Source organism: Streptomyces sp. NPDC003327, assembly GCF_053589515.1.
Genome location: NZ_JBSFSA010000062.1, coordinates 1 through 21,485 on the forward strand (window position 1 = coordinate 1; position 21,485 = coordinate 21,485).

Here is a 21,485-nt window from a genome sequence, read left to right on the forward strand (position 1 = left end):
TCAGGGGCAGGTAGCAGAGCGCGAGGAACAGGACGAGGACGCGCAGCCGCCGCTCCGGGGTTCCGGTCCACTGCCGGGCGCCGTAGGTGACGCCGCCGAGGAGGGCGCCGAGCCCGAGGGCGGCCATCAGCCAGCCGTAGACGGAGGGGGTGCCCCGGTCGTCGGCGTAGGCGACGGCGGCGACGGTGATGGAGCCGAGGGCGAGGCCGACGAAGAAGAAGGAGCCGAGCAGGGCGAGGAGGCCGGGCGAGCGCAGCGCGCCCAGCCAGTGCGCCTCGCGGGAGGCGGAGCGCCAGGCGCGGGAGGGCTCGGAGAGCACGACGGCGAGGGCGCCGAGGACCCCGAGGGCGTTGATGACGAGGAGGGCGGCGGCGGGCGACCGGAGGGCGACGAGGAGGGTCACGAGCAGCGGGCCGACCGTGAACATGACCTCCTGGGCGACCGCGTCCAGGGCGTACGCCCGGTGGACCCGGTCCTCGCGGCCGAGGACGCTCGGCCACAGGGCGCGGAGCCCGCCCTCCAGGGGCGGGGTGAAGAGGCCGGCGACGACGACGGCCGCGTACGCGAGCGCCAGATTGCCGGTCCCGGCGAGGGCGAAGAGGGCCATGCCGAGGGCGGAGAGGATGGCGGCGGGCAGCTGGACGCGGGGCTGGCCCTTGAGGTCGACGGCGCGGCCGAGGAGCGGCTGGCCTATGGCGTTGGCGACGCCGTAGGCGGCGATCAGGCCGCCGGCGAGGCTGTAGCTGCCGCCCTGGTCGCGGACGAAGAGGGTGAGGGCGACGGGGCCGGTGCCGTTGGGCAGTCGGCCGACGAGGGTGCCGGCGAGCAGCCGGGCGGCGTGCGGTGCCCGGAGTATGTCGAGATAGCCGCCGTGTGCCGTGGCCTCGGTGGCCATGTCGGTCTCCCCTCCCTCGGATCCTGCCGAGGTTTTACGTATAACTTGGTCCGTCATACGTACCATGGCGGCTGTACGCGGGTCCAGCCCGCACCCGGAGCGAACGACGCGGAGGATCGAGTGCAGACCCCGGAGCCCCGCGGCGCCCGCCCCACCAGCCGCGACGTGGCGAGGGCCGCGGGCGTCTCCCAGGCCACCGTCTCCCTCGTCCTCGGCGACAAGTGGCGCGGCCGGGTCTCCGAGCGCACCGCCCTCGCCGTGCGCGAGGCGGCGGCCGGGCTCGGCTACCGCCCCAACCTCGCCGCCCGCAACCTGCGTCTCGGCCGGACCCGTACCGCCCTCCTCGTCGTCCCCGCCCTCACCAACGAGTTCTTCGCGCGCGTCTACACGGGCGCCGCCACGGTGGCCGCCCGGCACGGCTTCGGCGTCGTCCTCTACCCCTCCCCCGACGGCGTCGGCCCCGCCCGGGACCCCTTCGCCTCCGCGCGCGCCGCCCTCGACGGGGTCATCGCCTCCTCGATGGCCTCGGACGCCCTGAAGGCCTTCCGGGGCACCGACCTGCCGCTCGTCATGCTGGACAGCGACCCCGCAGACCCGGCCGCCGCCCACGTGAACCTGGACGTCGCCGACGGCATGCGCCAGGTCGTCCGGCACCTGCTCGACCTGGGCCACCGGCGGTTCGTCCACCTCGCCTCGGCCGTGCCCTCCTGGACCTTCGACGTACGGGCCGCGGCGCTCGCCGACGCGCTCGCCGGCGTCTCCGTGCGGACCGTCCGCGCCCCGCTCGACGTCCACGGCGCCATGGCCGCCACCGAGCGCGCTTTCACCGGGGACGAGCCGCGCCCGACCGCCGTGGTCTGCGACGACGACATCCTCGCCGCCGGCGCCTGCAAGGCCCTGCGGCGCCTTGGACTACGGGTCCCCGAGGACGTCTCCGTCACCGGTTTCGACGACCTCGCCCTCGCCACGGCCGTCGAGCCCGAGCTGACCACCGTCGGCCTGCCGGCCGAGCGGATCGGGGAACGGGGCATGGAGGCCCTCCTCGCCGTCCTGGCGGGCGAACCGCCCCGGCCGGACGCCCTGCCGGTCGCCCTCGTCCCCCGCGGCTCCTCGGGCCCCGCACCGGCCCCCTGAGAGCCTTGACGGACGGACCGGACGGGCGGCCTGGCCGGGACACGGCCCGAGGCCGCCGGCGGGCGCGATACGCCGAGGAGCCCGCGATACGCCGAGGAGCCCCGGCCGCTCGCGCGCGCCGGGGCCCCTCGGATCCCGCTGCTACTCCTCCGGAGCCTCGTCCGAGGGCTCGTCCGTCTTCGCCGTGGCGGCGTTGTCCGCCTCCAGGAGGCGGGAGAGCTGGCGGCCGACGATCCGCTTGAACTTGCGCTGCTGGGGGCGCGTGCGGTCGAGCACCGCCACCTCCAGGCGCTCCGCGGGGATCTCCCGCTCGGTGCCGTTGGTGTCCCGCGACAGGGCCTGGACGGCCAGCTTCAGCGCCTCGGCGAGCGACATGCCGTCGCGGTGCCGCTGGTCGAGGAAGGTGCCGATCTGCTCCGCGTTCCCGCCGACCGCGACGGAGCCGTGCTCGTCGACGATCGAGCCGTCGTGCGGGAGCCGGTAGATCTGGTCGCCCGCCGGGTCGACGCCGACCTCCGCGACGACCAGCTCGACCTCGTACGGCTTCTCGCCCGCGCTGGAGAAGATCGTGCCGAGCGTCTGGGCGTAGACGTTGGCCAGCCCGCGCGCGGTCACGTCGTCCCGGTCGTAGGTGTAGCCGCGCAGGTCGGCGTAGCGCACGCCGCCGATGCGGAGGTTCTCGTACTCGTTGTACTTGCCGGCGGCGGCGAAGCCGATCCGGTCGTAGATCTCGCTGAACTTGTGGAGCGCGCGGGAGGGGTTCTCGCCGACGAAGACGATGCCGTCCGCGTACTGGAGGACGACGAGGCTGCGGCCCCGGGCGATGCCCTTGCGGGCGTACTCGGCCCGGTCCGCCATGGCCTGCTGGGGTGAGACATAGAACGGTGTGGACACCGGCTACCGTCCCTTTCTTCCGGTCTGAAGGGCTGCTGGGGGCGGCGGACGGTCAGAGCAGGGCGGCGCGCGGCCCGTCGGGCTGCTCGAGCCGCCGGTCGGTGACCGACCTGGCCAGGGCGGAGGACTCCTCCTCGGAGAGCCTGCGGAAGCCCTCGTCGGTGATGACGGTGACGATCGGGAAGATGCGCCGGGCCAGGTCCGGACCGCCCGTCGCGGAGTCGTCGTCCGCCGCGTCGTACAGCGCCTGCACGACCAGCGTGGTGGCCTGCTCCTCGGTGAGGTCGTCGCGGTAGAGCTTCTTCATGGAACCGCGCGCGAAGATCGAGCCCGAGCCGGTGGCGGCGTAGCCGTGCTCCTCGGAGCGGCCGCCGGTCACGTCGTAGGAGAAGATCCGGCCCTTCTCCTTGCCCTCGTCCCAGCCCGCGAAGAGCGGGACGACGGCGAGCCCCTGCATGGCCATGCCGAGGTTGCTGCGGATCATGGTGGACAGGCGGTTCGCCTTGCCCTCCAGGGAGAGCGTGGCGCCCTCCACCTTCTCGAAGTGCTCCAGCTCCAGCTGGAACAGCTTGACCATCTCGACGGCGAGGCCGGCGGTGCCCGCGATGCCGACCGCGGAGTACTCGTCGGCCGGGAACACCTTCTCGATGTCGCGCTGCGCGATCATGTTCCCCATCGTGGCTCGCCGGTCACCGGCGAGCACGACGCCGCCGGGGAACGTCGCCGCCACGATGGTGGTGCCGTGCGGCGCCTGGACGATGCCCTCGGGGAGCTTCCGGTTGCCCGGGAGCAGCTCCGGCGAGTGATCGGCCAGGAAGTCCATGAAGGAGGACGACCCCGGCGTCAGGAAGGCCGCCGGCAGACGCCCGGTGCTACGAGTGTTGGCTTCCACGCGATTCCTTCCGGGTGGGAGAATCGGCCGCCGCGCCTCCGTGGGACGCGCCGGCCGATCTTGCTGGGCTGTGCACGGACCCTACCCGTGCCGCCGCCTGTCATCCGTCCCCGGGCCCACGGCTTTCTCCGGGGCTCCGGGGACGGAGGAACGTCAGGCGGTACCGGGCGGCTACTCGCCGCCCTTCTGGACGAAGGAGCGCACGAAGTCCTCGGCGTTCTCCTCCAGGACGTCGTCGATCTCGTCCAGGACGGAGTCCACGTCGTCGCTCAGCTTCTCCTGGCGTTCCTTGAGGTCGGAGCTCGCCTCCGTGGTGGTCTCCTCGACCTCCTCCGTGGAGCGCGTCGCCTTCTGCTGTCCGCCGCCGGTGTCCTTGGTCGCCATATCCCTCACCCCGCTCGAATCGGCCCGCTCGGTTGAGTCCGTTACAAGATCAGACCCTACTAGCCGGGTCTGACATCGGCCCCATGGTTTCCTGGTTTCTCCCACATCCGGGCGCTGCTTCCATGATTCCCAGCGCCCGGGTATTTCAGGCCCGCATCCGGGTGCGGAATCATTTGCCCGAAAGTACGCGCACGAGTTCCTCGGCCGTGCGGCAGCGGTCCAGGAGCGCCTTCACGTGCTCCTTGGTGCCCCGCAGCGGCTCCAGGGTCGGGACGCGCTGCAGGGAGTCCCGGCCCGGCAGGTCGAAGATCACCGAGTCCCAGGAGGCGGCGGCCACGTCGTCGGCGTACTGCTCCAGGCAGCGGCCCCGGAAGTAGGCCCTGGTGTCCTCCGGAGGTGCCGTCTCGGCCCGCTCGACCTCGGCCTCGTCCAGGAGCCGCTTCATGCGCCCGCGTGCCGCCAGGCGGTTGTACAGCCCCTTGTCGGGGCGCACGTCCGCGTACTGGAGGTCGACCAGGTGCAGCCGGGCCGCGTCCCAGTCCAGGTTGTCGCGGCGCCGGTAGCCCTCCATGACCTCGCGCTTGGCGATCCAGTCCAGCTCGCCGGCGAGGCTCATCGGGTCGTTCTCGAGCCGGTTGAGGGTGTCCTCCCAGCGGCTGAGCACGTCCCTGGTCTGGTCGTCGGCGTCCGTGCCGTACCGCTCGTCGACGTACTTCCTGGCCAGCTCGAAGTACTCCATCTGGAGCTGGACCGCGGTGAGCGTGCGGCCGCTGCGGAGCGTGACCAGGTACTGGAGCGAGGGGTCGTGCGAGACGTGGTGGAGGGTGCGGACCGGCTGGTCGACGGCGAGGTCCACGGTGATGAAGCCGTCCTCGATCATCGACAGGACCAGGGCCGTGGTGCCCAGCTTCAGGTAGGTGGAGATCTCGGAGAGGTTGGCGTCGCCGATGATCACGTGGAGCCTGCGGTACTTCTCGGCGTCCGCGTGGGGCTCGTCGCGCGTGTTGATGATGGGCCGCTTGAGGGTGGTCTCCAAGCCCACCTCGACCTCGAAGTAGTCGGCGCGCTGGCTGATCTGGAAGCCGTGCTCGCGGCCGTCCTGGCCGATGCCGACCCGCCCCGCGCCGGTCACGACCTGGCGGGAGACGAAGAACGGGGTGAGGTGCCGCACGATGTCCGAGAAGGGGGTCTCCCGCTTCATCAGGTAGTTCTCGTGCGTGCCGTAGGAGGCGCCCTTGTTGTCGGTGTTGTTCTTGTAGAGGTGGATCGGCTGGGCCCCGGGCAGCTGGGCGGCGCGCTCGGCGGCCTCCGCCATGATCCGCTCGCCCGCCTTGTCCCAGAGCACGGCGTCGCGGGGGTTGGTGACCTCGGGCGCGCTGTACTCGGGGTGCGCGTGGTCCACGTAGAGCCGCGCGCCGTTGGTCAGGATGACGTTGGCGAGGCCGATGTCCTCGTCGGTGAGCTGGCTGGAGTCGGCGGCCTCGCGGGCGAGGTCGAAGCCGCGGGCGTCCCGCAGCGGGTTCTCCTCCTCGAAGTCCCAGCGGGCGCGGCGCGCCCGGTGCATCGCCGCCGCGTAGGCGTTGACGATCTGGGACGAGGTGAGCATGGCATTGGCGTTCGGGTGTCCGGGGACGGAGATCCCGTACTCCGTCTCGATGCCCATTACTCGCCGTACGGTCATGCGGCCCTCCTTGCCCGGCGGCGCTCACTGTGCGCGCCTCGGCGGTACCGAAGAGCCTAGAACGGCTCCGCGCTGGTGGGGAGATCACTTGCGGTGTTTCCCGGTGCTGCCGGGAGGAAATCCGGGGGAACGCGTCGGCTGCGGATGCCGGATTTCCCGACATCCGCAGCCGGCCGCCTTTTACAGGTACTGACCGGTGTTCGCCACCGTGTCGATGGAACGGCCCGTGTCCGCGCCCTGCTTTCCGGTGACGAGGGTGCGGATGAAGACGATCCGCTCGCCCTTCTTTCCGGAGATGCGGGCCCAGTCGTCGGGGTTGGTGGTGTTGGGCAGGTCCTCGTTCTCCTTGAACTCGTCCACGCACGCCTGGAGGAGGTGGGAGACCCGGATGCCCTTCTGGTTGTGGTCGAGGAAGGCCTTGATGGCCATCTTCTTGGCCCGGTCGACGATGTTCTGGATCATCGCGCCGGAGTTGAAGTCCTTGAAGTAAAGGACTTCCTTGTCGCCGTTGGCGTACGTGACTTCCAGGAAGCGGTTCTCCTCGGATTCCGCGTACATCTGCTCGACCACGGACTGGATCATTCCGTGGGCCGCGGCGGCCTTGGATCCGCTGTGTTCGGAGACGTCGTCCGTGTGCAGCGGAAGGTTCGCCGTGAGGTACTTCGCGAAGATGTCCTTCGCCGCCTCGGCGTCCGGGCGCTCGATCTTGATCTTGACGTCGAGGCGGCCGGGCCGCAGGATCGCGGGGTCGATCATGTCCTCGCGGTTGGAGGCGCCGATGACGATGACGTTCTCCAGGCCCTCCACGCCGTCGATCTCGGCGAGCAGCTGCGGAACGATGGTGTTCTCCACGTCCGAGCTGACACCGGAGCCGCGGGTGCGGAAGAGGGATTCCATCTCGTCGAAGAAGACGATGACGGGGGTGCCCTCGCTCGCCTTCTCCCGGGCACGCTGGAAGACGAGGCGGATGTGCCGCTCGGTCTCACCGACGTACTTGTTGAGGAGCTCGGGGCCCTTGATGTTGAGGAAGTACGACTTCCCCGCGGGCTGGCCGGTCACCTCGGCGACCTTCTTGGCGAGCGAGTTGGCGACGGCCTTCGCGATCAGCGTCTTGCCGCAGCCGGGCGGACCGTAGAGCAGGATGCCCTTCGGCGGCCGCAGTTCGTGCTCCTTGAAGAGGTCCGGGTAGAGGTACGGAAGCTCGACCGCGTCGCGGATCAGCTCGATCTGGTTGCCCAGACCGCCGATCTTGTCGTAGTCGACGTCCGGGACCTCTTCGAGGACGAGCTCCTCGACCTCGCTCTTGGGGACCACCTCGTAGACGTAACCGGACCTGGAGTCGAGCAGCAGGGCGTCGCCGGGTCGGATGGTGACGTCCAGCAGAGGCTCGGCGAGCCTCACCACCCGCTCCTCGTCGGTGTGCCCGACCACCAGGGCGCGCTCGCCGTCCTCGAGGATCTCCTTGAGGGTGACGATGTCCCCGGCGCGCTCGAACTCCATGGCCTCGACCACGTTGAGCGCCTCGTTGAGCATGACTTCCTGGCCGCGCTTGAGCTCGTCGAGCTCGACGCTGGGGCTCACGTTCACCCGGAGCTTGCGGCCCCCGGTGAAGATGTCGCACGTGCCGTCCTCGTTCGCCTGCAGGAAGACACCGAAGCCGGCCGGCGGCTGCGCGAGCCGGTCGACCTCCTCCTTGAGGGCCACGATCTGGTCGCGGGCCTCACGGAGCGTATGGGCGAGCCGCTCGTTCTGCGCGGACACGCCGGCCAGGTTCGTCTGCAGCTCGACGATCCGCTCTTCGAGAATCCTCGTGTGTCGCGGAGAGTCGGCGAGCTTGCGGCGCAGGACGGCGATTTCCTGCTCGAGATAGGCAACCTGGCCGGCAGGGTCTTCAGACCCCCGCCCCGGCCGGATGCCGCGGTTGATGTCGTCGTCGTGGGCTGCCACGGTCCTCACCTCCTCCAAGGGGAGCTGGACGCTTCCTGACCCTACCTGCGTGGGTGGTGATTGAAACCCCTAGATCAAAAAGACTCCGGGGTGTGTCCGATCTTCACCCTTGCGCTTCCCCTCTCGCCAGGGGAATACCCACCCTTCACGGTCTGAAAGCGGGCGGTTGTATGGTCGTGAGTGGCCAACACCCGTCAGGGGTGGCCCGACTTACTTCGCACAGCAGAAACGGCAGGAGACATGACCGTGCAGAACGAGGCCCCGGCCACGGGCGCCGACGAGGCGCTGGAGGTCTGGATCGACCAGGACCTGTGTACCGGGGACGGCATCTGCGCGCAGTACGCTCCCGAGGTCTTCGAGCTGGACATCGACGGGCTCGCATACGTGAAGAGCGCCGACGACGAGCTGCTGCAGGAGGCGGGCGCGACCACGCCGGTGCCGCTGCCGCTGCTCCAGGACGTGGTGGACTCCGCGAAGGAGTGCCCGGGCGACTGCATCCACGTGCGCCGGGTGTCGGACCGGGTCGAGGTGTACGGGCCCGACGCGGACTGAGTGCCGGGCGGTCAGACGCCGCGGGCCGCGGCCCCTGCCGTACGGACGAAGGCGCCGCCCTCCCATCGCCAGCTGACCTGCTCCTTCTCGTCGGGGCAGCAGCTGGGGACGTCCGGGGACGAGTAGCCGAGCAGGGTGGCCTCGACGGCTCCGTCGCGTATCGCGAGGCCGGTGACGCTCTTGCGGAGGTCCGGCTCGACGAGGGTGGCCACGATGCGCGCGGGCGCGCCCGCGCCCTTGCCGCGGGTGAGGACGTAGAGGCCGCTGGGCGGGGTGCCGGAGCCGGCTTCGCAGTGCGCGATCGCGACGGTCTCGGGGTTTCCGTCGCCGTCGAGGTCCCCGGAGACGTAGCGGGCGACGGTGTGGCCGACGGTCCCGCACTCCAGGGGGTAGGCGGCGCCCGCGGCCTCGGGGGCGGGCGCGGGACGGGGTGCCGTCGCGGGGGTTCCGGCGGCTCCGGTGGCTCCGGCGGGGCCGGGCTGGAGGAGGCCGGCGAGGGCGACGACCGCGGCGGTCGCGGTGGCGATGGCCAGCCAGTGCACCGGCCGGGCGTGGGTGTGTGCGAGGTCCACGAGGTCCGGGGCGGCGGAGGGCTGCACGCGAGACGTCTCCTGTGAGGGTGGTGCGGAAGGAGTTGCGGGCATCGTGCCACACGTCACAGGGCGAGGGAACAGGCGGGGTGGGCTTCGGCCGGGCGGAGGCGCATCACGTCGGCCCGAACAGGACGACGCCGCCGTCGAGTTCTCGCCCGGTGGCGGGAACTCGTCGGCGGCGCGCTGCGGGTGTCGGTGCGTCAGCCCTGGCGGTCGGCCGGGACGTCAGCCCTTGTTCGGGCCCTCGTAGTCCTCGCCGTACGCGCCCTTGGCGGGACGGCGGCGGCGCATCGGGGGCTCGACGCCGTCGGCGAGGCGGCGGGCGGTGACGAGGAAGCCGGTGTGGCCGATCATGCGGTGATCGGGGCGGACGGCGAGGCCCTCGACGTGCCAGTTGCGGATCATGGACTCCCAGGGCTGCGGCTCGGCGTAGCAGCCGAACTCGCGGATGGACTCCACGGTGCGGGCGAGCTGGGTGGTGGTCGCCACGTAGCAGCAGAGGATGCCGCCGGGGACGAGCGCCTTGGAGACGGCCTCCAGGCACTCCCAGGGGGCGAGCATGTCCAGGATGACCCGGTCCACGTCGGTGTCGGACAGATTGTCCTGGAGGTCGCCGACGGTCAGCTGCCAGGCCGGGTGGGGCCCGCCGAAGTAGCGCTCGACGTTGCCCTTGGCGATCTCGGCGAAGTCCTCGCGGCGCTCGTAGGAGTGCAGCATGCCGCTGTCGCCGATGGCGCGGAGCAGGAAGCTGCTGAGCGAGCCGGAGCCCACACCGGCCTCGACGACGCGCGCGCCGGGGAAGATGTCGGCGAAGGCCAGGATCTGACCCGCGTCCTTCGGGTAGACCACGGCGGCGCCGCGGGGCATGGACAGGACGTAGTCGGGGAGCAGGGGGCGCAGCGCGAGGTAGGCGACGTTTCCCGTGGTACGGACAACACTGCCCTCGGGAGCACCGATCAGCTCGTCGTGGGGGAAGGAACCCTTGTGGGTGTGGAAGTTCTTCCCGGCCTCGAGCGTGAACGTGTAGTGGCGTCCCTTGGGGTCGGTGAGCTGGACCTGGTCCCCGACCTTGAAGGGCCCGCGACGGCGGGCGGCACCGGTCGGTTCGGACATGTGAACAGAGTACCGGGATTACGAGGACGGTCGTGCCATGGCCTTGACGAAGGCGCGCTCGACGTCGGTCGTGGAGAGGACGCCGTAGATCTCGCCCGTCTCCTCGACCACGAGGTACTCGGTCGCCGGGCTGGCGCGGAGGTGGTCGAGAAGCGGCTGGCCGGTCAGCTCGGCCGGGACCCGCATGCCGTCGGTGAGGTCCTGCGCGAGGGTGCTGACGGCGACCCAGGGGCGGCGGTGCTGCGGTACGGCGGCGATCGCGACCTCGCGGACGATGCCGGTGGGGCCGCCGGTGGCGTCGACGACGACGAGGGCGCGGGCGCCGGCCTCGTTGGCGCGGCGCAGGGCCTCGGAGAGCGGGGTGGCGGGTTCGACGGGGATGGCGCGGCGGGTGAGGGCGCGGGCGCGCAGCTCGGGGAGGTGCTCGCGGAGCCGGGCCATGCGGAGGCTGTTGCCCGCGCCGGTCCAGATGATCGCGGCCAGGATGGCGGCGAGCAGGGCGTCGGTGACGGTGTCGACGCCGCTGATGTCGTCGGTGGAGTTGCCGAGGAGGCCGGTGCGGGTGAGCAGGGGCAGGCCGACGAGGACGAGGACGGCGAGGGCGCGACCGACCCAGGCGGCGGCGACGGTGCCGCTCATGGGCTTGCCGGTGATCTTCCAGACGACGGCGCGGAGCATCCGGCCCCCGTCGAGCGGGAGGCCGGGGAGCAGGTTGAAGACCGCGACGATCAGGTTGGAGATCATCAGGCCGGCGAGCAGGACACCGGGGACGGTGCCGGGTTCGACGGCGAGCATCGCGAGGTAGAACACGCCGGCGAGGACGAGGGAGAGCAGGGGGCCGACGAAGGCGAGGACGAACTCGCGGCCGGGCGTCTCGCTCTCCTTCTCGATCTCCGAGACGCCGCCGAAGAACTGGAGCTGGATGCGGCGCACCGGGAGCTTGAAGCGGAGCGCGGCGATCGTGTGGGCCAGTTCGTGGACGAGCACGGAGGCGTAGAAGGCGACGGCGAAGAAGAGGGAGACCAGGTAGCGCGCGGCCCCGAGGTCGGGCAGGACGCGTTCGATCTGGTCGCCGAAGACCCAGGTGATGAGGGCGGCGACGAGGAACCAGCTGGGGGCGACGTAGACGGGCACGCCGAAGGGCCGGCCCATGAGGATCCCGCCGCCGGGTTCCTCGGTCCGCTGCGGCTTGGGCTCGTCCTGGTTCACGGGTTCCTTTCGTCGCGGGGCGTCACCGCGTCGCTGCGGCACGGGTCGATCATGCAGTGCGACGGGGTCCCGGGTCGATGGTATTCCGCTCGCTGTCGGTGGCGGGTCGTAGGGTCTTCGTCATGAGTACGAGCGAGCAGGAGACGTCCGGGGCCGAGCGGGAGCGGTCCGGGGCGCGTCCTCCCATGTCGCTGTCGCCCTCGCGGGCGAGCGATTTCATGCAGTGTCCGCTGCTGTACCGGTTCCGGGTGATCGACCGGCTGCCGGAGAAGCCGAGCCCGGCGGCGACGCGGGGCACGCTCGTGCACGCCGTGCTGGAGCGGCTCTTCGACGACCCGGCGGCGGAGCGGACGGCGCCGCGGGCGAAGGCGATGATCCCGGGGCAGTGGGACCGGCTCCTGGAGTCGCGGCCGGAGCTGGGCGAGCTGTTCGCGGAGGACCCGGAGGGCGAGCGGCTCGCGGGGTGGCTGGGCGAGGCGGAGCGGCTGGTCGAGCGCTGGTTCACGCTGGAGGACCCGACGCGCCTGGAGCCGGCCGAGCGCGAGCTGTTCGTGGAGACGGAGCTGGAGTCGGGGCTGCGGCTGCGCGGGGTGATCGACCGGGTGGACGTGGCGCCCTCGGGTGACGTCCGCATCGTCGACTACAAGACCGGGAAGGCGCCGCGGCCGGAGTACCGGGACGGCGCCCTGTTCCAGATGACGTTCTACGCCCTCGTGGTGTGGCGGCTGAAGCAGGTGATCCCGCGCCGTCTGCAGCTGGTCTATCTGGGCAGCGGGGAGGTGCTGACGTACGACCCGGTGGAGGCGGACCTGCTGCGGGTGGAGCGGAGGCTGCTCGCGCTTTGGGACGCGATCCGGCTGGCGACGGAGTCGGGCGACTGGCGGCCGCGCCCGACGAAGCTGTGCGGGTGGTGCGACCACCGGGAGGTGTGCCCGGAGTTCGGGGGGACTCCCCCGGTCTACCCGCTGGAGATCGCCTCCGCGCGCCCGCCGGAGTCGGGCGAATCGGGTCAGGGCAGAATGGGCGCGGACCGTCCCGCCTCGTGAAGGAGCCCCTGTGACGATTCGCGTCCTCCTGGTCGACGACCAGCCGCTGCTGCGCACCGGCTTCCGGATGATTCTGGAGGCGGAGCAGGACATCGCGGTGGTGGGCGAGGCCGGTGACGGTCTGCAGGCGCTCGACCAGGTGCGGGCCCTGCAGCCGGACGTCGTGCTGATGGACATCCGGATGCCGCGCATGGACGGGGTGGAGGCGACGCGGCAGATCACGGGTCCCGGCCGGGACGGTCCGGCGAAGGTCCTGGTGCTCACGACGTTCGACCTGGACGAGTACGTGGTGGAGGCGCTGCGCGCGGGGGCGAGCGGCTTCCTCCTGAAGGACGCTCCGGCGAACGAACTGGTGCAGGCGATCCGGGTGGTGGCCGCCGGCGAGGCGATGCTGGCCCCGTCGATCACGCGCCGGCTGCTCGACAAGTACTCGGCGCACCTGCCGACGGGCGAGGAGAAGGTCCCGGACACGCTCACCACCCTGACGGACCGTGAGGTCGAGGTGCTGAAGCTGGTGGCGCGGGGGCTGTCGAACGCGGAGATCGCGGCGGACCTGTTCGTCAGCGAGACGACGGTGAAGACGCACGTGGGGCACGTGCTGACGAAGCTGGGCCTGCGGGACCGGGTGCAGGCCGCGGTGTACGCGTACGAGAGCGGGCTGGTCCGGCCGGGAGGCGGCCAGTAGACCACGGTCAGTAGTCCTCGGGCGGTGGTCCCCGGGCGACGCGCAAGGGCCCGGTACGCGGAGGCGTACCGGGCCCTTCGTGCGTGCGGGTCAGCCCTTCCGGATCTCCCAGAAGCGGAAGACGGTGGAGGCGTCGAGGGTCCACTCGAGGCCCGTGATCTCCCCGCGGGAGACGGCGTACTGCTTGCCCTGCCACAGCGGCAGGAGCGGCAGTTCGTCGGCGACGAGGTCCTGGAGCCGGCCGTACTCGTCGGCGGTGCCGGCGCGGTCGGCGGCGGCGGAGGTCTTCGGGATGAGGGTGCCGGTGATGGTGGCGTTCTCGTAGTGGTTGCCGAGGACGTTGCCCTCGCCGAAGAAGGGGGCGGTGAAGTTGTCGGCGTCGGGGTAGTCGGGGACCCAGCCCTTGACGTAGACGCCGTACTTGCCGGCCGCGATGTCCTTCTCGTACTGCTCGAAGGGGACGGACTTGACGTCGGCGTCGAAGAGGCCGCTGGCGTTGAGCTGGGCGGCGATCGCCTTCAGCTCCTGGTCGGTCGCCGGGCCGTACCGGCTGGGGGTGGACCAGAGGGTGAGCTTCACCTTGGTGGTGATGCCGTCGGCGCGAAGCGCCTTCTTCGCCTTGGCGGTGTCAGGGGCGCCGTAGGTGTCGAAGAACGCGGTGTTGTGGCCCGCGATGCCGGCCGGGACGATCGAGTAGAGCGGGGTCGCGGTCGACTGGTACACGTCTTCGACGAGGGCCTCGCGGTTGACGAGGTGGGCGATGGCGCGGCGGACGCCGATCTTGCCGACGACCGGGTCCTGCACGTTGAAGACGAGGTGCTGGACCTCGGCGCTGCTTCCCTGGACGACCTCGATGCCCTGGTCGTCCGTGCTCGCGGAGGCTTCGAGGGCGGCTATGTCGTCGGCGGCGAGGCCTCGGTAGGCGACGTCGATCTCACCGGCGCCGAAGGCCTTGGCGAGGGCGGCGCGGTCGCCCTGGTAGAGCTTGAGGGTGACGCCGCTGTTCTCGGGGCGGGCCTGGCCCTGGTAGCCCGGGTTGGTGGAGAAGACGGCCTCGGTGTCGCTGAAGGAGTCCAGCTTGTACGGGCCGGAGCCGGTGGCCTTGCCGTCGGTGCGGAGCGCGTCGGCGGGGTACTCGCGGTGGTCGACGATCGAGCCGGCGCCGGAGGCGATCTTGCTGGGGAAGGTGGCGTCCGGGACCTTGAGGCGGAAGACGACGGTGCGCTCGTCCGGGGTCTCGATGGTGTCGATGGTGGAGAGCAGCGGGGTGGGGCCGGAGGGGTCGGCGATCTTGAGGGCGCGCTCGAAGGAGTACTTGACGTCCTCCGAGGTGAGCGGGTTGCCGTTGGAGAACTTCAGGCCGGGGCGCAGGGTGCAGGTGTAGACCTTGCTGCCGGCGCTGAAGCCGCACTTCTCGGCGGCGTCGGGCTCCGGCAGGGAGGAGCCCTTGGGGAAGGCCAGCAGGGACTGGAAGACGTTGTTGAACAGCAGCCAGGAACCGGGGTCGTAACCGGCCGCCGGGTCGGTGGCGAGGATCTCGTCGGACATGCCGACGCGGATGCCGCCCCCGGCTCCGCCGGAGTCGCCGCCCTGCTCGGTTCCGCAACCGCTGAGGAGGGCGGCGGACAGGCCCGCGGCGAGCGGGGCCGTCAGCCACTTGGTGTGTGCCTTCACAGAACTTGCCTCTTGATCTCTTGCCAGGCCGGCCGCGCAAGGGTGCGCGGCCGGGACAACGAAGGGGTCAGGCGGTGCCGCGGCCCAGTTCCCACAGCAGCAGGTCGGAGGAGGTGTTGAGCGCGTACTCGACTCCGGTGACGTCGTCGCGGGAGGCGACGTACTGCTTGCCCTGCCACAGGGGCAGGACGGGGACGTCCTGCGCGACGATCTTCTGGATCTGCGCGTAGACGGGATCGGCGGCGGTGCGGTCGGCCTGGCGGCGCGACTGCGGGATCAGACGGTCGCGGACGACCTTGTTGACGTACGGGGTGTTCAGGAAGTTGTCGCTGTCGAGGAACGGCGCGACGTAGTTGTCCGGGTCCGGGTAGTCCGGGAACCAGCCGAGACCGTAGACGGCGTAGTCGCCCCGCTTCTGGGCGGTGCGGAAGGTGGACCACTCGGCGCCCTCGACGGTGACGTCGAAGAGTTCGGTGGCGACGAGCTGCTTCTTGAGCGCCTCGAACTCCTGGGCGGTCTCGGCGCCGTAGTGGTCGGTGGTGTAGTGCAGGGTGAGCTTGACGGGGGTCTTGACGCCGGCGTCCCTGAGGAGCCTTGCGGCGCGGTCGACGTCGGGCTCGCCGTACAGGTCGAAGAACGGGGTGGCGTGGCCGGTGATGCTGGTGGGGATCAGCGAGTAGAGCGGCTCGGCGGTCGGCCCGTAGACGAGGTTGACCAGGGCGCCGCGGTCGACGACGGAGGCCATGGCCTGGCGGACGGCCTTCTCCTCGACGGCGGGGGCCTTGGTGTTGAAGCCGAGGTAGCGGATCTCGAGGCCGGGGACCTCGGTGACGCGGATGCCGTCCTTGGGCGTCTCGGTGAGCTCCTTGATCTGCTCCTGGGAGAGGGAGCGGGCCATCATGTCGATGTCCTTGCTCTCCAGGGCCTTGCCCATGGCGCCGGCGTCGCTGTAGGCGCGGAGTTCCACCTTCTCGTTGCGGAGGGTGATGTCGCCCTTGTAGTGCGGGTTCTTGGTGAAGACGAAGCGGGTGGCGCGCTCGCCCTCGCGCTCGGCCTTCATCGTGTACGGGCCGGAGCCGTCGACGTCGAAGCCGTCGCGGAGCTTGTCGGCCGGGTACTTGTCCTTGCTGAGGATGCCGGCGACGGGGGTGGAGAGCTTGTACGGGAAGGTGGCGTCGGGCGTCTTCAGGTGGAAGACGATGTCGTTGCCCTTGGTCTCGACGGTGTCGATGTTGGCGAGGAGGGCGGCGGTGCCGTTGTCCGACTTGATCTTCAGGACGCGCTCGATGGAGTACTTGACGTCCTCGACGGTGACGGGCGTGCCGTCGGCGAAGGAGAGGCCGCTGCGCAGGGTGCAGCGGTAGCTCTCGCTGGCCTTGTCGGTGAAGCCGCAGCTCTCGGCGGCCTCGGGGACGGGCTCGCCGCCGCCGCGGGGCACGTGGAGCAGGGTCTGGACGGTCTGGCGGAGGATGTTCCAGGCGCCGGTGTCGTACGCGAAGGCAGGGTCGAGGGGCGCGGGCGCGTCCGAGGTGGCGGTGAACCGGTCCGTGGTGCCGACGACGATCGCTCCGCCGTCCTCGCCCGAGCCGCAGGCGGCGAGCAGGGGGGCGAGCAGTCCGGCCACGGCCGGCAGCACCAGGGTCTTGCGGTTCATCAGGGACGTTCTCCTCATCCGGCACTGGGATACAGCGGTCTGTGGACACTCCGCCGCGCCGCCCGGTCGGGGCGGGAGCGATCGGGCCGGGATGTAGCGATCGGTCCTGTGTTCACGGCGACTTGGGTGTGCGCCGGGGCACGCGGTTATGCGGCGAAGTACTCGCGAAAGATTAGTGGGCGACGCCGCTATTGCCGGACGGGGGGCGGGTGCGGGGGTAATCGCAGAGTGATCATGAATGCACTGAGACCGATAGTCATGCGGCCGCCGGAGAGGGACGCCCCTGACCTAATCGGGACACAGGGGGCGCCGAAACGCATGCTTTCCGGACAGGGAATGCGATCGGGCCACCCCACGACCGGCACTCTGGGTGACCAAGGTCACGTGGAGAACCGGCCGGTGAATGGCCCGTTGGCCGGAACGGGACGGCGGCGCTTTCCGCCGCCGGGGCTCCTCCCCGGATTACTCGGGGAAACCTCAGAGAATGCTCAGATTCCGCTGATCAAAGTCCGCAGGAACGGGACGTCGACCTCTTCGAGGGAGCGCACGACGACTCGGCCGGGCAGCGCCGGGATGGGAGCGACCGAGGGCACCGCGACGACCCGGCACCCCGCGGCCTCGGCGGCCGCCACACCGGTGGCGGTGTCCTCGACGACCGCGCACAGGGCGGGGTCGGCGCCGACGCCGCTCGCGGCCGTCAGGTACGGCTCGGGGTGCGGCTTCGTCCGGGTCACCTCGTCCCCGGCGACGGTCAGCGCGAAGCGGTCGCGGCCGAGCGAGTCGAGCACCCGGTCGATGATCCGGCGGTGCGAGGCGGAGACCAGTGCGGTGGGGATGTCGTGCCGGGCCAGTTCGGTGAGGAGGCGCTCGGCGCCGGGCATGAGCGGCACGCCGCGCTCGATGCGCTGCTCGAACTTCTCGTTGAGCAGCACGGTCAGCTCGGCGAGGGTGATGTCGGCGCCGGTCGATTCGATCAGATAGCCCGCGCTGCGGGTCATCGGACCGCCGACGACCACGTCGCGCCAGGACTCGTCGAGGCGGTGCCCGAGGTCGGCGAAGGCCTCCACCTCCGCGTCCCACCAGAAGCCCTCGGTGTCGACGAGGGTCCCGTCCATGTCGAGGAAGACCGCCTGCAGGGCGGAGCTTCCGTTCGTACGGATCAGGGACGCGGGGACCGTACTGGTCATCCGGCACACCTCCATCGAGGGACGAGAAGGCCGGCCCCCTCCCCGGTACGGGGTGGGGGCCGGCCTGCACTGGACCGACCAGTGTACGTCTCGGCCGCCGCGGGCGCGGACATTTGCGCCGGAGCGTCAGCGGGCGGTCGCGGAACGTGTCCCCCCGTCGGCGGTCACCCGGCGGCGTTCACCGGTCGACGGTCACCCGTCGACGGTCACCGGGCGTTGAAGTACTTCGCCTCCGGGTGGTGGATCACGAGGGCGTCGGTGGACTGCTCGGGGTGGAGCTGGAACTCCTCCGAGAGGTGCACCCCGATCCGCTCCGGCCGCAGCAGCTCCGCGATCTTGGCGCGGTCCTCCAGGTCGGGGCAGGCGCCGTAGCCGAGGGAGAAACGGGCCCCGCGGTACTTGAGGTCGAACATGCCCTGGACGTCGGCCGGGTCCTCCCCTGCGAAGCCCAGCTCGGCGCGGACGCGGGCGTGCCAGTACTCGGCGAGGGCCTCGGCGAGCTGGACGGAGAGGCCGTGCAGCTCCAGGTAGTCGCGGTAGGAGTCGGAGGCGAAGAGCTCGGCCGTGGCCTCGCCGATCTTCGAGCCGACCGTGACGACCTGGAGGCCGACGACGTCGGTCTCGCCGGACTCCTCGGGGCGGAAGAAGTCCGCGAGGCAGAGGCGGCGGCCGCGGCGCTGGCGCGGGAAGGTGAAGCGGGTCCGCTCGTTCCCGGCCTCGTCCAGGATGATCAGGTCGTCGCCCTTGGAGACGCACGGGAAGTAGCCGTGGACGACGGCGGCTTCCAGGAGGTTCTCGGTGTGCAGCCGGTCCAGCCAGCCGCGCAGCCGGGGCCGGCCCTCGGTCTCGACCAGCTCCTCGTACGTCGGCCCGTCCCCCGCCCTGTTCTGCTTGAGGCCCCACTGGCCCTTGAAGAGGGCGCCCTCGTCGAGCCAGGAGGCGTAGTCCTTGAGCGGGATGCCCTTGACCACGCGGGTGCCCCAGAAGGGCGGGGTGGGCACGGGGTTGTCGGTGGCGACGTCGGAGCGGCCGGCGGGCTCGGGCTCCTCGACCTGCGGGGCGGCCGCGCCGCCCTTGGCGACCCGGCGCTGCTTCAGCTCGGGGAGTACGGCTCCGGGGACGCCGCGCTTGACGGCGACGAGGGCGTCCATGAGACGCAGGCCCTCGAAGGCGTCGCGGGCGTAGCGGACCTCGCCCTGGTAGATCTCGTGGAGGTCCTGTTCGACGTAGGCCCTGGTCAGGGCGGCGCCGCCGAGGATCACGGGGTACTTGGCTGCCAGCTCGCGCTGGTTGAGCTCCTCCAGGTTCTCCTTCATGATCACGGTGGACTTGACCAGGAGGCCGGACATGCCGATGACGTCGGCGTTGTGCTCCTCGGCGGCTTCGAGGATCGCCGAGACCGGCTGCTTGATGCCGATGTTGACGACGTTGTAGCCGTTGTTGGAGAGGATGATGTCGACGAGGTTCTTGCCGATGTCGTGGACGTCGCCGCGGACGGTGGCGAGGACGATGGTGCCCTTGCCCTCGGCGTCCGACTTCTCCATGTGGGGTTCGAGGTGGGCCACCGCGGTCTTCATGACCTCGGCGGACTGGAGCACGAACGGCAGCTGCATCTGGCCGGAGCCGAAGAGCTCGCCGACGACCTTCATGCCGTCGAGCAGTGTGTCGTTGACGATGTCGAGGGCGGGGGTCGTCTCCAGGGCCGCGTCGAGGTCGGCTTCCAGGCCGTTCTTCTCGCCGTCGATGATCCGCCGCTTGAGGCGCTCCTCCAGCGGCAGCGCGAGCAGCTCCTCGGCCTTGCCGGCCTTGAGGGACTTGGTGGTGGCGCCCTCGAACAGCTCCATGAGGCGCTGCAGCGGGTCGTAGCCCTCGCGGCGGCGGTCGTAGACGAGGTCGAGCGCGGTGGTGACCTGCTCCTCGTCGAAGCGGGCGATCGGGAGGATCTTGGAGGCGTGGACGATGGCGGAGTCCAGGCCCGCCTTCACGCACTCGTCGAGGAAGACCGAGTTGAGGAGGATGCGGGCGGCCGGGTTGAGGCCGAAGGAGATGTTGGAGAGGCCGAGCGTCGTCTGCACCTCGGGGTGGCGCCGCTTCAGCTCGCGGATCGCCTCGATGGTGGCGATGCCGTCCTTGCGGGACTCCTCCTGGCCGGTGCAGATGGTGAAGGTCAGGGTGTCGATGAGGATGTCCGACTCGTGGATGCCCCAGTTGCCGGTGAGGTCGTCGATGAGCCGCTCGGCGATCTCGACCTTCTTCTCGGCGGTGCGGGCCTGGCCCTCCTCGTCGATGGTGAGGGCGATCAGGGCGGCGCCGTGCTCCTGGGCGAGCCGGGTGACCTTGGCGAAGCGGGACTCGGGGCCGTCGCCGTCCTCGTAGTTGACGGAGTTGATGACGGCGCGGCCGCCGAGCTTCTCCAGGCCGGCGCGGAGGACCTCGACCTCGGTGGAGTCGAGGACGATCGGCAGGGTGGAGGCGGTGGCGAAGCGTCCGGCCAGCTCCTCCATGTCGGCGACGCCGTCGCGCCCGACGTAGTCGACGCAGAGGTCGAGCATGTGCGCGCCCTCGCGGATCTGGTCGCGGGCCATCTCGACGCAGTCGTCCCAGCGGCCGTCGAGCATAGCCTCGCGGAACTTCTTGGAGCCGTTGGCGTTGGTGCGCTCGCCGATCGCCATGTACGAGGTGTCCTGGCGGAACGGCACCGTCTGGTAGAGCGAGGCGGCGCCGGGCTCGGGGTGCGGCTCGCGGACGGCGGGGGTGAGGTCCCGGACCCGCTCGACGACCTGGCGCAGGTGCTCGGGGGTCGTACCGCAGCAGCCGCCGATGAGGGAGAGGCCGTACTCGCGGACGAAGGTCTCCTGGGCGTCGGCGAGCTCGGCGGGGGTCAGCGGGTAGTGGGCGCCGTCGGAGGTGAGGACGGGCAGGCCGGCGTTGGGCATGCAGGAGAGCGGGACGCGCGCGTGGCGGGCGAGGTAGCGGAGGTGCTCGCTCATCTCGGCGGGGCCGGTGGCGCAGTTGAGGCCGATCATGTCGATGCCGAGCGGCTCCAGGGCCGTCAGGGCGGCGCCGATCTCGGAGCCGAGGAGCATGGTGCCGGTGGTCTCGACGGTGACGGAGACGATGAGCGGGACGTCCGCGCCGAGGGCGTCGAGGGCGCGGCGGGCGCCGATGACGGAGGCCTTGGTCTGGAGGAGGTCCTGGGTGGTCTCGACGATCAGGGCGTCGGCGCCGCCGGTGAGGAGGCCCTCGGCGTTCTGCTGGTAGGCGTCGCGCAGAAGGGTGTACGGGGCGTGGCCGAGGGTCGGCAGCTTGGTGCCGGGGCCGATGGAGCCGAGGACCCAGCGCTGGCGGCCGGTGGCGGCGGTGAACTCGTCGGCGACCTCGCGGGCGATGCGGGCGCCGGCTTCGGAGAGCTCGTGGACGCGCTCGGGGATGTCGTACTCGCCGAGGGCGGCGTGGTTGGCGCCGAAGGTGTTGGTCTCGACGCAGTCGACGCCGGCGGCGAAGTACTCCCGGTGGACCGAGCCGACGATGTCGGGCCGGGTGAGGTTGAGGATCTCGTTGCACCCTTCGAGGTTCTGGAAGTCCTCGAGGGTGGGGTCCTGGGCCTGGAGCATGGTGCCCATGGCTCCGTCGGCGACGACGACGCGGCTCGCGAGTGCTTCGCGGAGCGCCGCGGCGCGGTTCCGGCTGTCAGCGGAAGGGGTCGGCAACGAGGCCATGGATGAGCTCCCTGGGATGCGACGGCTGTCGGCTTTGCACCCCCGGAGGAGGGTGCACGGGCCCAGCGTAACCATGCTTCGGCCGGGGTGGACACGGCGTCCCACGAGGCGGACGGCATCCTGTGTGCGAGGACTCCCGGTACGGCCCCTTCTTCACCGACACTGTGTGGTGTGACGCAAGGTCGGCATCGACCGATAGTGTTCAGCATTGTCGAACATCATGAAT

Annotated in this window: 17 protein-coding genes; 4 read left to right on the forward strand and 13 right to left on the reverse strand. The window is 70.8% G+C overall.

Annotated features, from left to right (window positions below):
- On the reverse strand, positions 1–895 hold an 895-nt coding region (locus tag ACWDVG_RS29450; protein WP_451703663.1), incomplete at its 3' end, for an MFS transporter.
- A gap of 120 nt (positions 896–1,015) precedes the next feature.
- Here ACWDVG_RS29450 and ACWDVG_RS29455 point away from each other — a divergent pair.
- Entirely contained in the window at positions 1,016–2,029 is a 1,014-nt protein-coding gene (locus ACWDVG_RS29455) for a LacI family DNA-binding transcriptional regulator (protein WP_451703665.1), read from the forward strand.
- 141 nt (positions 2,030–2,170) lie between these two features.
- Here the strand turns inward: ACWDVG_RS29455 and prcA are convergent, their stop codons facing one another.
- The 5 genes from prcA to arc all read right to left on the reverse strand — a co-directional run bounded on the left by prcA (position 2,171) and on the right by arc (position 7,827).
- Positions 2,171–2,923, reverse strand: coding sequence for a proteasome subunit alpha (gene prcA / locus ACWDVG_RS29460; RefSeq protein WP_451703667.1), 753 nt, complete (start codon positions 2,921–2,923; stop codon positions 2,171–2,173).
- Positions 2,924–2,975: 52 nt separating this feature from the next.
- Positions 2,976–3,815 (reverse strand): proteasome subunit beta, encoded by an 840-nt coding sequence (prcB, locus tag ACWDVG_RS29465; protein WP_451703669.1) that lies wholly within the window; start codon positions 3,813–3,815, stop codon positions 2,976–2,978.
- Positions 3,816–3,986: 171 nt separating this feature from the next.
- Positions 3,987–4,199, reverse strand: coding sequence for a ubiquitin-like protein Pup (locus tag ACWDVG_RS29470; RefSeq protein WP_015032443.1), 213 nt, complete (start codon positions 4,197–4,199; stop codon positions 3,987–3,989).
- A gap of 169 nt (positions 4,200–4,368) precedes the next feature.
- Positions 4,369–5,880 (reverse strand): depupylase/deamidase Dop, encoded by a 1,512-nt coding sequence (gene dop, locus ACWDVG_RS29475; RefSeq protein ID WP_451703671.1) that lies wholly within the window; start codon positions 5,878–5,880, stop codon positions 4,369–4,371.
- A 180-nt stretch (positions 5,881–6,060) separates the two neighbouring features.
- Entirely contained in the window at positions 6,061–7,827 is a 1,767-nt protein-coding gene (arc, locus tag ACWDVG_RS29480; protein ID WP_451703672.1) for a proteasome ATPase, read from the reverse strand.
- Between the two features lie 240 nt (positions 7,828–8,067).
- On the opposite strand from arc, the gene ACWDVG_RS29485 reads away from it, so the two are divergent.
- Positions 8,068–8,379: a ferredoxin gene (locus ACWDVG_RS29485; protein ID WP_451703674.1), complete on the forward strand. Its 312-nt coding sequence runs from the start codon at positions 8,068–8,070 to the stop codon at positions 8,377–8,379.
- An 11-nt stretch (positions 8,380–8,390) separates the two neighbouring features.
- On the opposite strand, the gene ACWDVG_RS29490 is transcribed toward ACWDVG_RS29485, so the two are convergent.
- The 3 genes from ACWDVG_RS29490 to ACWDVG_RS29500 form a co-directional block, all read right to left on the reverse strand.
- The gene (locus tag ACWDVG_RS29490; RefSeq protein WP_451703675.1) at positions 8,391–8,978 is read right to left on the reverse strand and encodes a hypothetical protein; all 588 of its coding nucleotides are present in this window, start codon (positions 8,976–8,978) and stop codon (positions 8,391–8,393) included.
- Positions 8,979–9,197: 219 nt separating this feature from the next.
- The gene (locus tag ACWDVG_RS29495) at positions 9,198–10,085 is read right to left on the reverse strand and encodes a tRNA (adenine-N1)-methyltransferase (RefSeq protein ID WP_019884997.1); all 888 of its coding nucleotides are present in this window, start codon (positions 10,083–10,085) and stop codon (positions 9,198–9,200) included.
- Positions 10,086–10,103: 18 nt separating this feature from the next.
- Positions 10,104–11,237 carry a site-2 protease family protein gene (locus ACWDVG_RS29500; protein ID WP_451703693.1) on the reverse strand — a complete coding sequence of 378 codons (1,134 nt, stop codon included), beginning with the start codon at positions 11,235–11,237 and terminating at the stop codon, positions 10,104–10,106.
- A 179-nt stretch (positions 11,238–11,416) separates the two neighbouring features.
- Here ACWDVG_RS29500 and ACWDVG_RS29505 point away from each other — a divergent pair, with 179 nt between their 5' ends.
- Together ACWDVG_RS29505 and ACWDVG_RS29510 are read left to right on the forward strand one after the other, a co-directional pair.
- Positions 11,417–12,340, forward strand: a complete 924-nt coding sequence (locus ACWDVG_RS29505; protein ID WP_451703677.1) for a RecB family exonuclease — start codon at positions 11,417–11,419, stop codon at positions 12,338–12,340.
- Between the two features lie 10 nt (positions 12,341–12,350).
- Positions 12,351–13,025, forward strand: coding sequence for a response regulator (locus ACWDVG_RS29510; protein ID WP_451703679.1), 675 nt, complete (start codon positions 12,351–12,353; stop codon positions 13,023–13,025).
- 90 nt (positions 13,026–13,115) lie between these two features.
- On the opposite strand, the gene ACWDVG_RS29515 is transcribed toward ACWDVG_RS29510, so the two are convergent.
- The 4 genes from ACWDVG_RS29515 to metH all read right to left on the reverse strand — a co-directional run bounded on the left by ACWDVG_RS29515 (position 13,116) and on the right by metH (position 21,259).
- Positions 13,116–14,699 (reverse strand): ABC transporter substrate-binding protein, encoded by a 1,584-nt coding sequence (locus ACWDVG_RS29515; RefSeq protein WP_451703680.1) that lies wholly within the window; start codon positions 14,697–14,699, stop codon positions 13,116–13,118.
- A 67-nt stretch (positions 14,700–14,766) separates the two neighbouring features.
- Positions 14,767–16,353, reverse strand: coding sequence for an ABC transporter substrate-binding protein (locus ACWDVG_RS29520; RefSeq protein WP_451703682.1), 1,587 nt, complete (start codon positions 16,351–16,353; stop codon positions 14,767–14,769).
- 488 nt (positions 16,354–16,841) lie between these two features.
- Positions 16,842–17,540 (reverse strand): HAD family hydrolase, encoded by a 699-nt coding sequence (locus tag ACWDVG_RS29525; RefSeq protein ID WP_451703684.1) that lies wholly within the window; start codon positions 17,538–17,540, stop codon positions 16,842–16,844.
- Positions 17,541–17,746: 206 nt separating this feature from the next.
- The gene (metH, locus tag ACWDVG_RS29530; protein WP_451703686.1) at positions 17,747–21,259 is read right to left on the reverse strand and encodes a methionine synthase; all 3,513 of its coding nucleotides are present in this window, start codon (positions 21,257–21,259) and stop codon (positions 17,747–17,749) included.
- Positions 21,260–21,485: the final 226 nt, after the last annotated feature.

Excerpts from the sequence above, each read along its gene's own strand:
- ACWDVG_RS29470 (WP_015032443.1), bottom strand. The coding sequence starts at position 4,199 with ATGGCGACCAAGGACACCGGCGGCGGACAGCAGAAGGCGACGCGCTCC.
- ACWDVG_RS29485 (WP_451703674.1), top strand. The coding sequence starts at position 8,068 with ATGACCGTGCAGAACGAGGCCCCGGCCACGGGCGCCGACGAGGCGCTG.
- dop (WP_451703671.1), bottom strand. The coding sequence starts at position 5,880 with ATGACCGTACGGCGAGTAATGGGCATCGAGACGGAGTACGGGATCTCC.
- ACWDVG_RS29500 (WP_451703693.1), bottom strand. The coding sequence starts at position 11,237 with ATGGGCCGGCCCTTCGGCGTGCCCGTCTACGTCGCCCCCAGCTGGTTC.
- ACWDVG_RS29505 (WP_451703677.1), top strand. The coding sequence starts at position 11,417 with ATGAGTACGAGCGAGCAGGAGACGTCCGGGGCCGAGCGGGAGCGGTCC.
- metH (WP_451703686.1), bottom strand. The coding sequence starts at position 21,259 with ATGGCCTCGTTGCCGACCCCTTCCGCTGACAGCCGGAACCGCGCCGCG.
- ACWDVG_RS29520 (WP_451703682.1), bottom strand. The coding sequence starts at position 16,353 with ATGAACCGCAAGACCCTGGTGCTGCCGGCCGTGGCCGGACTGCTCGCC.
- ACWDVG_RS29525 (WP_451703684.1), bottom strand. The coding sequence starts at position 17,540 with ATGACCAGTACGGTCCCCGCGTCCCTGATCCGTACGAACGGAAGCTCC.
- ACWDVG_RS29495 (WP_019884997.1), bottom strand. The coding sequence starts at position 10,085 with ATGTCCGAACCGACCGGTGCCGCCCGCCGTCGCGGGCCCTTCAAGGTC.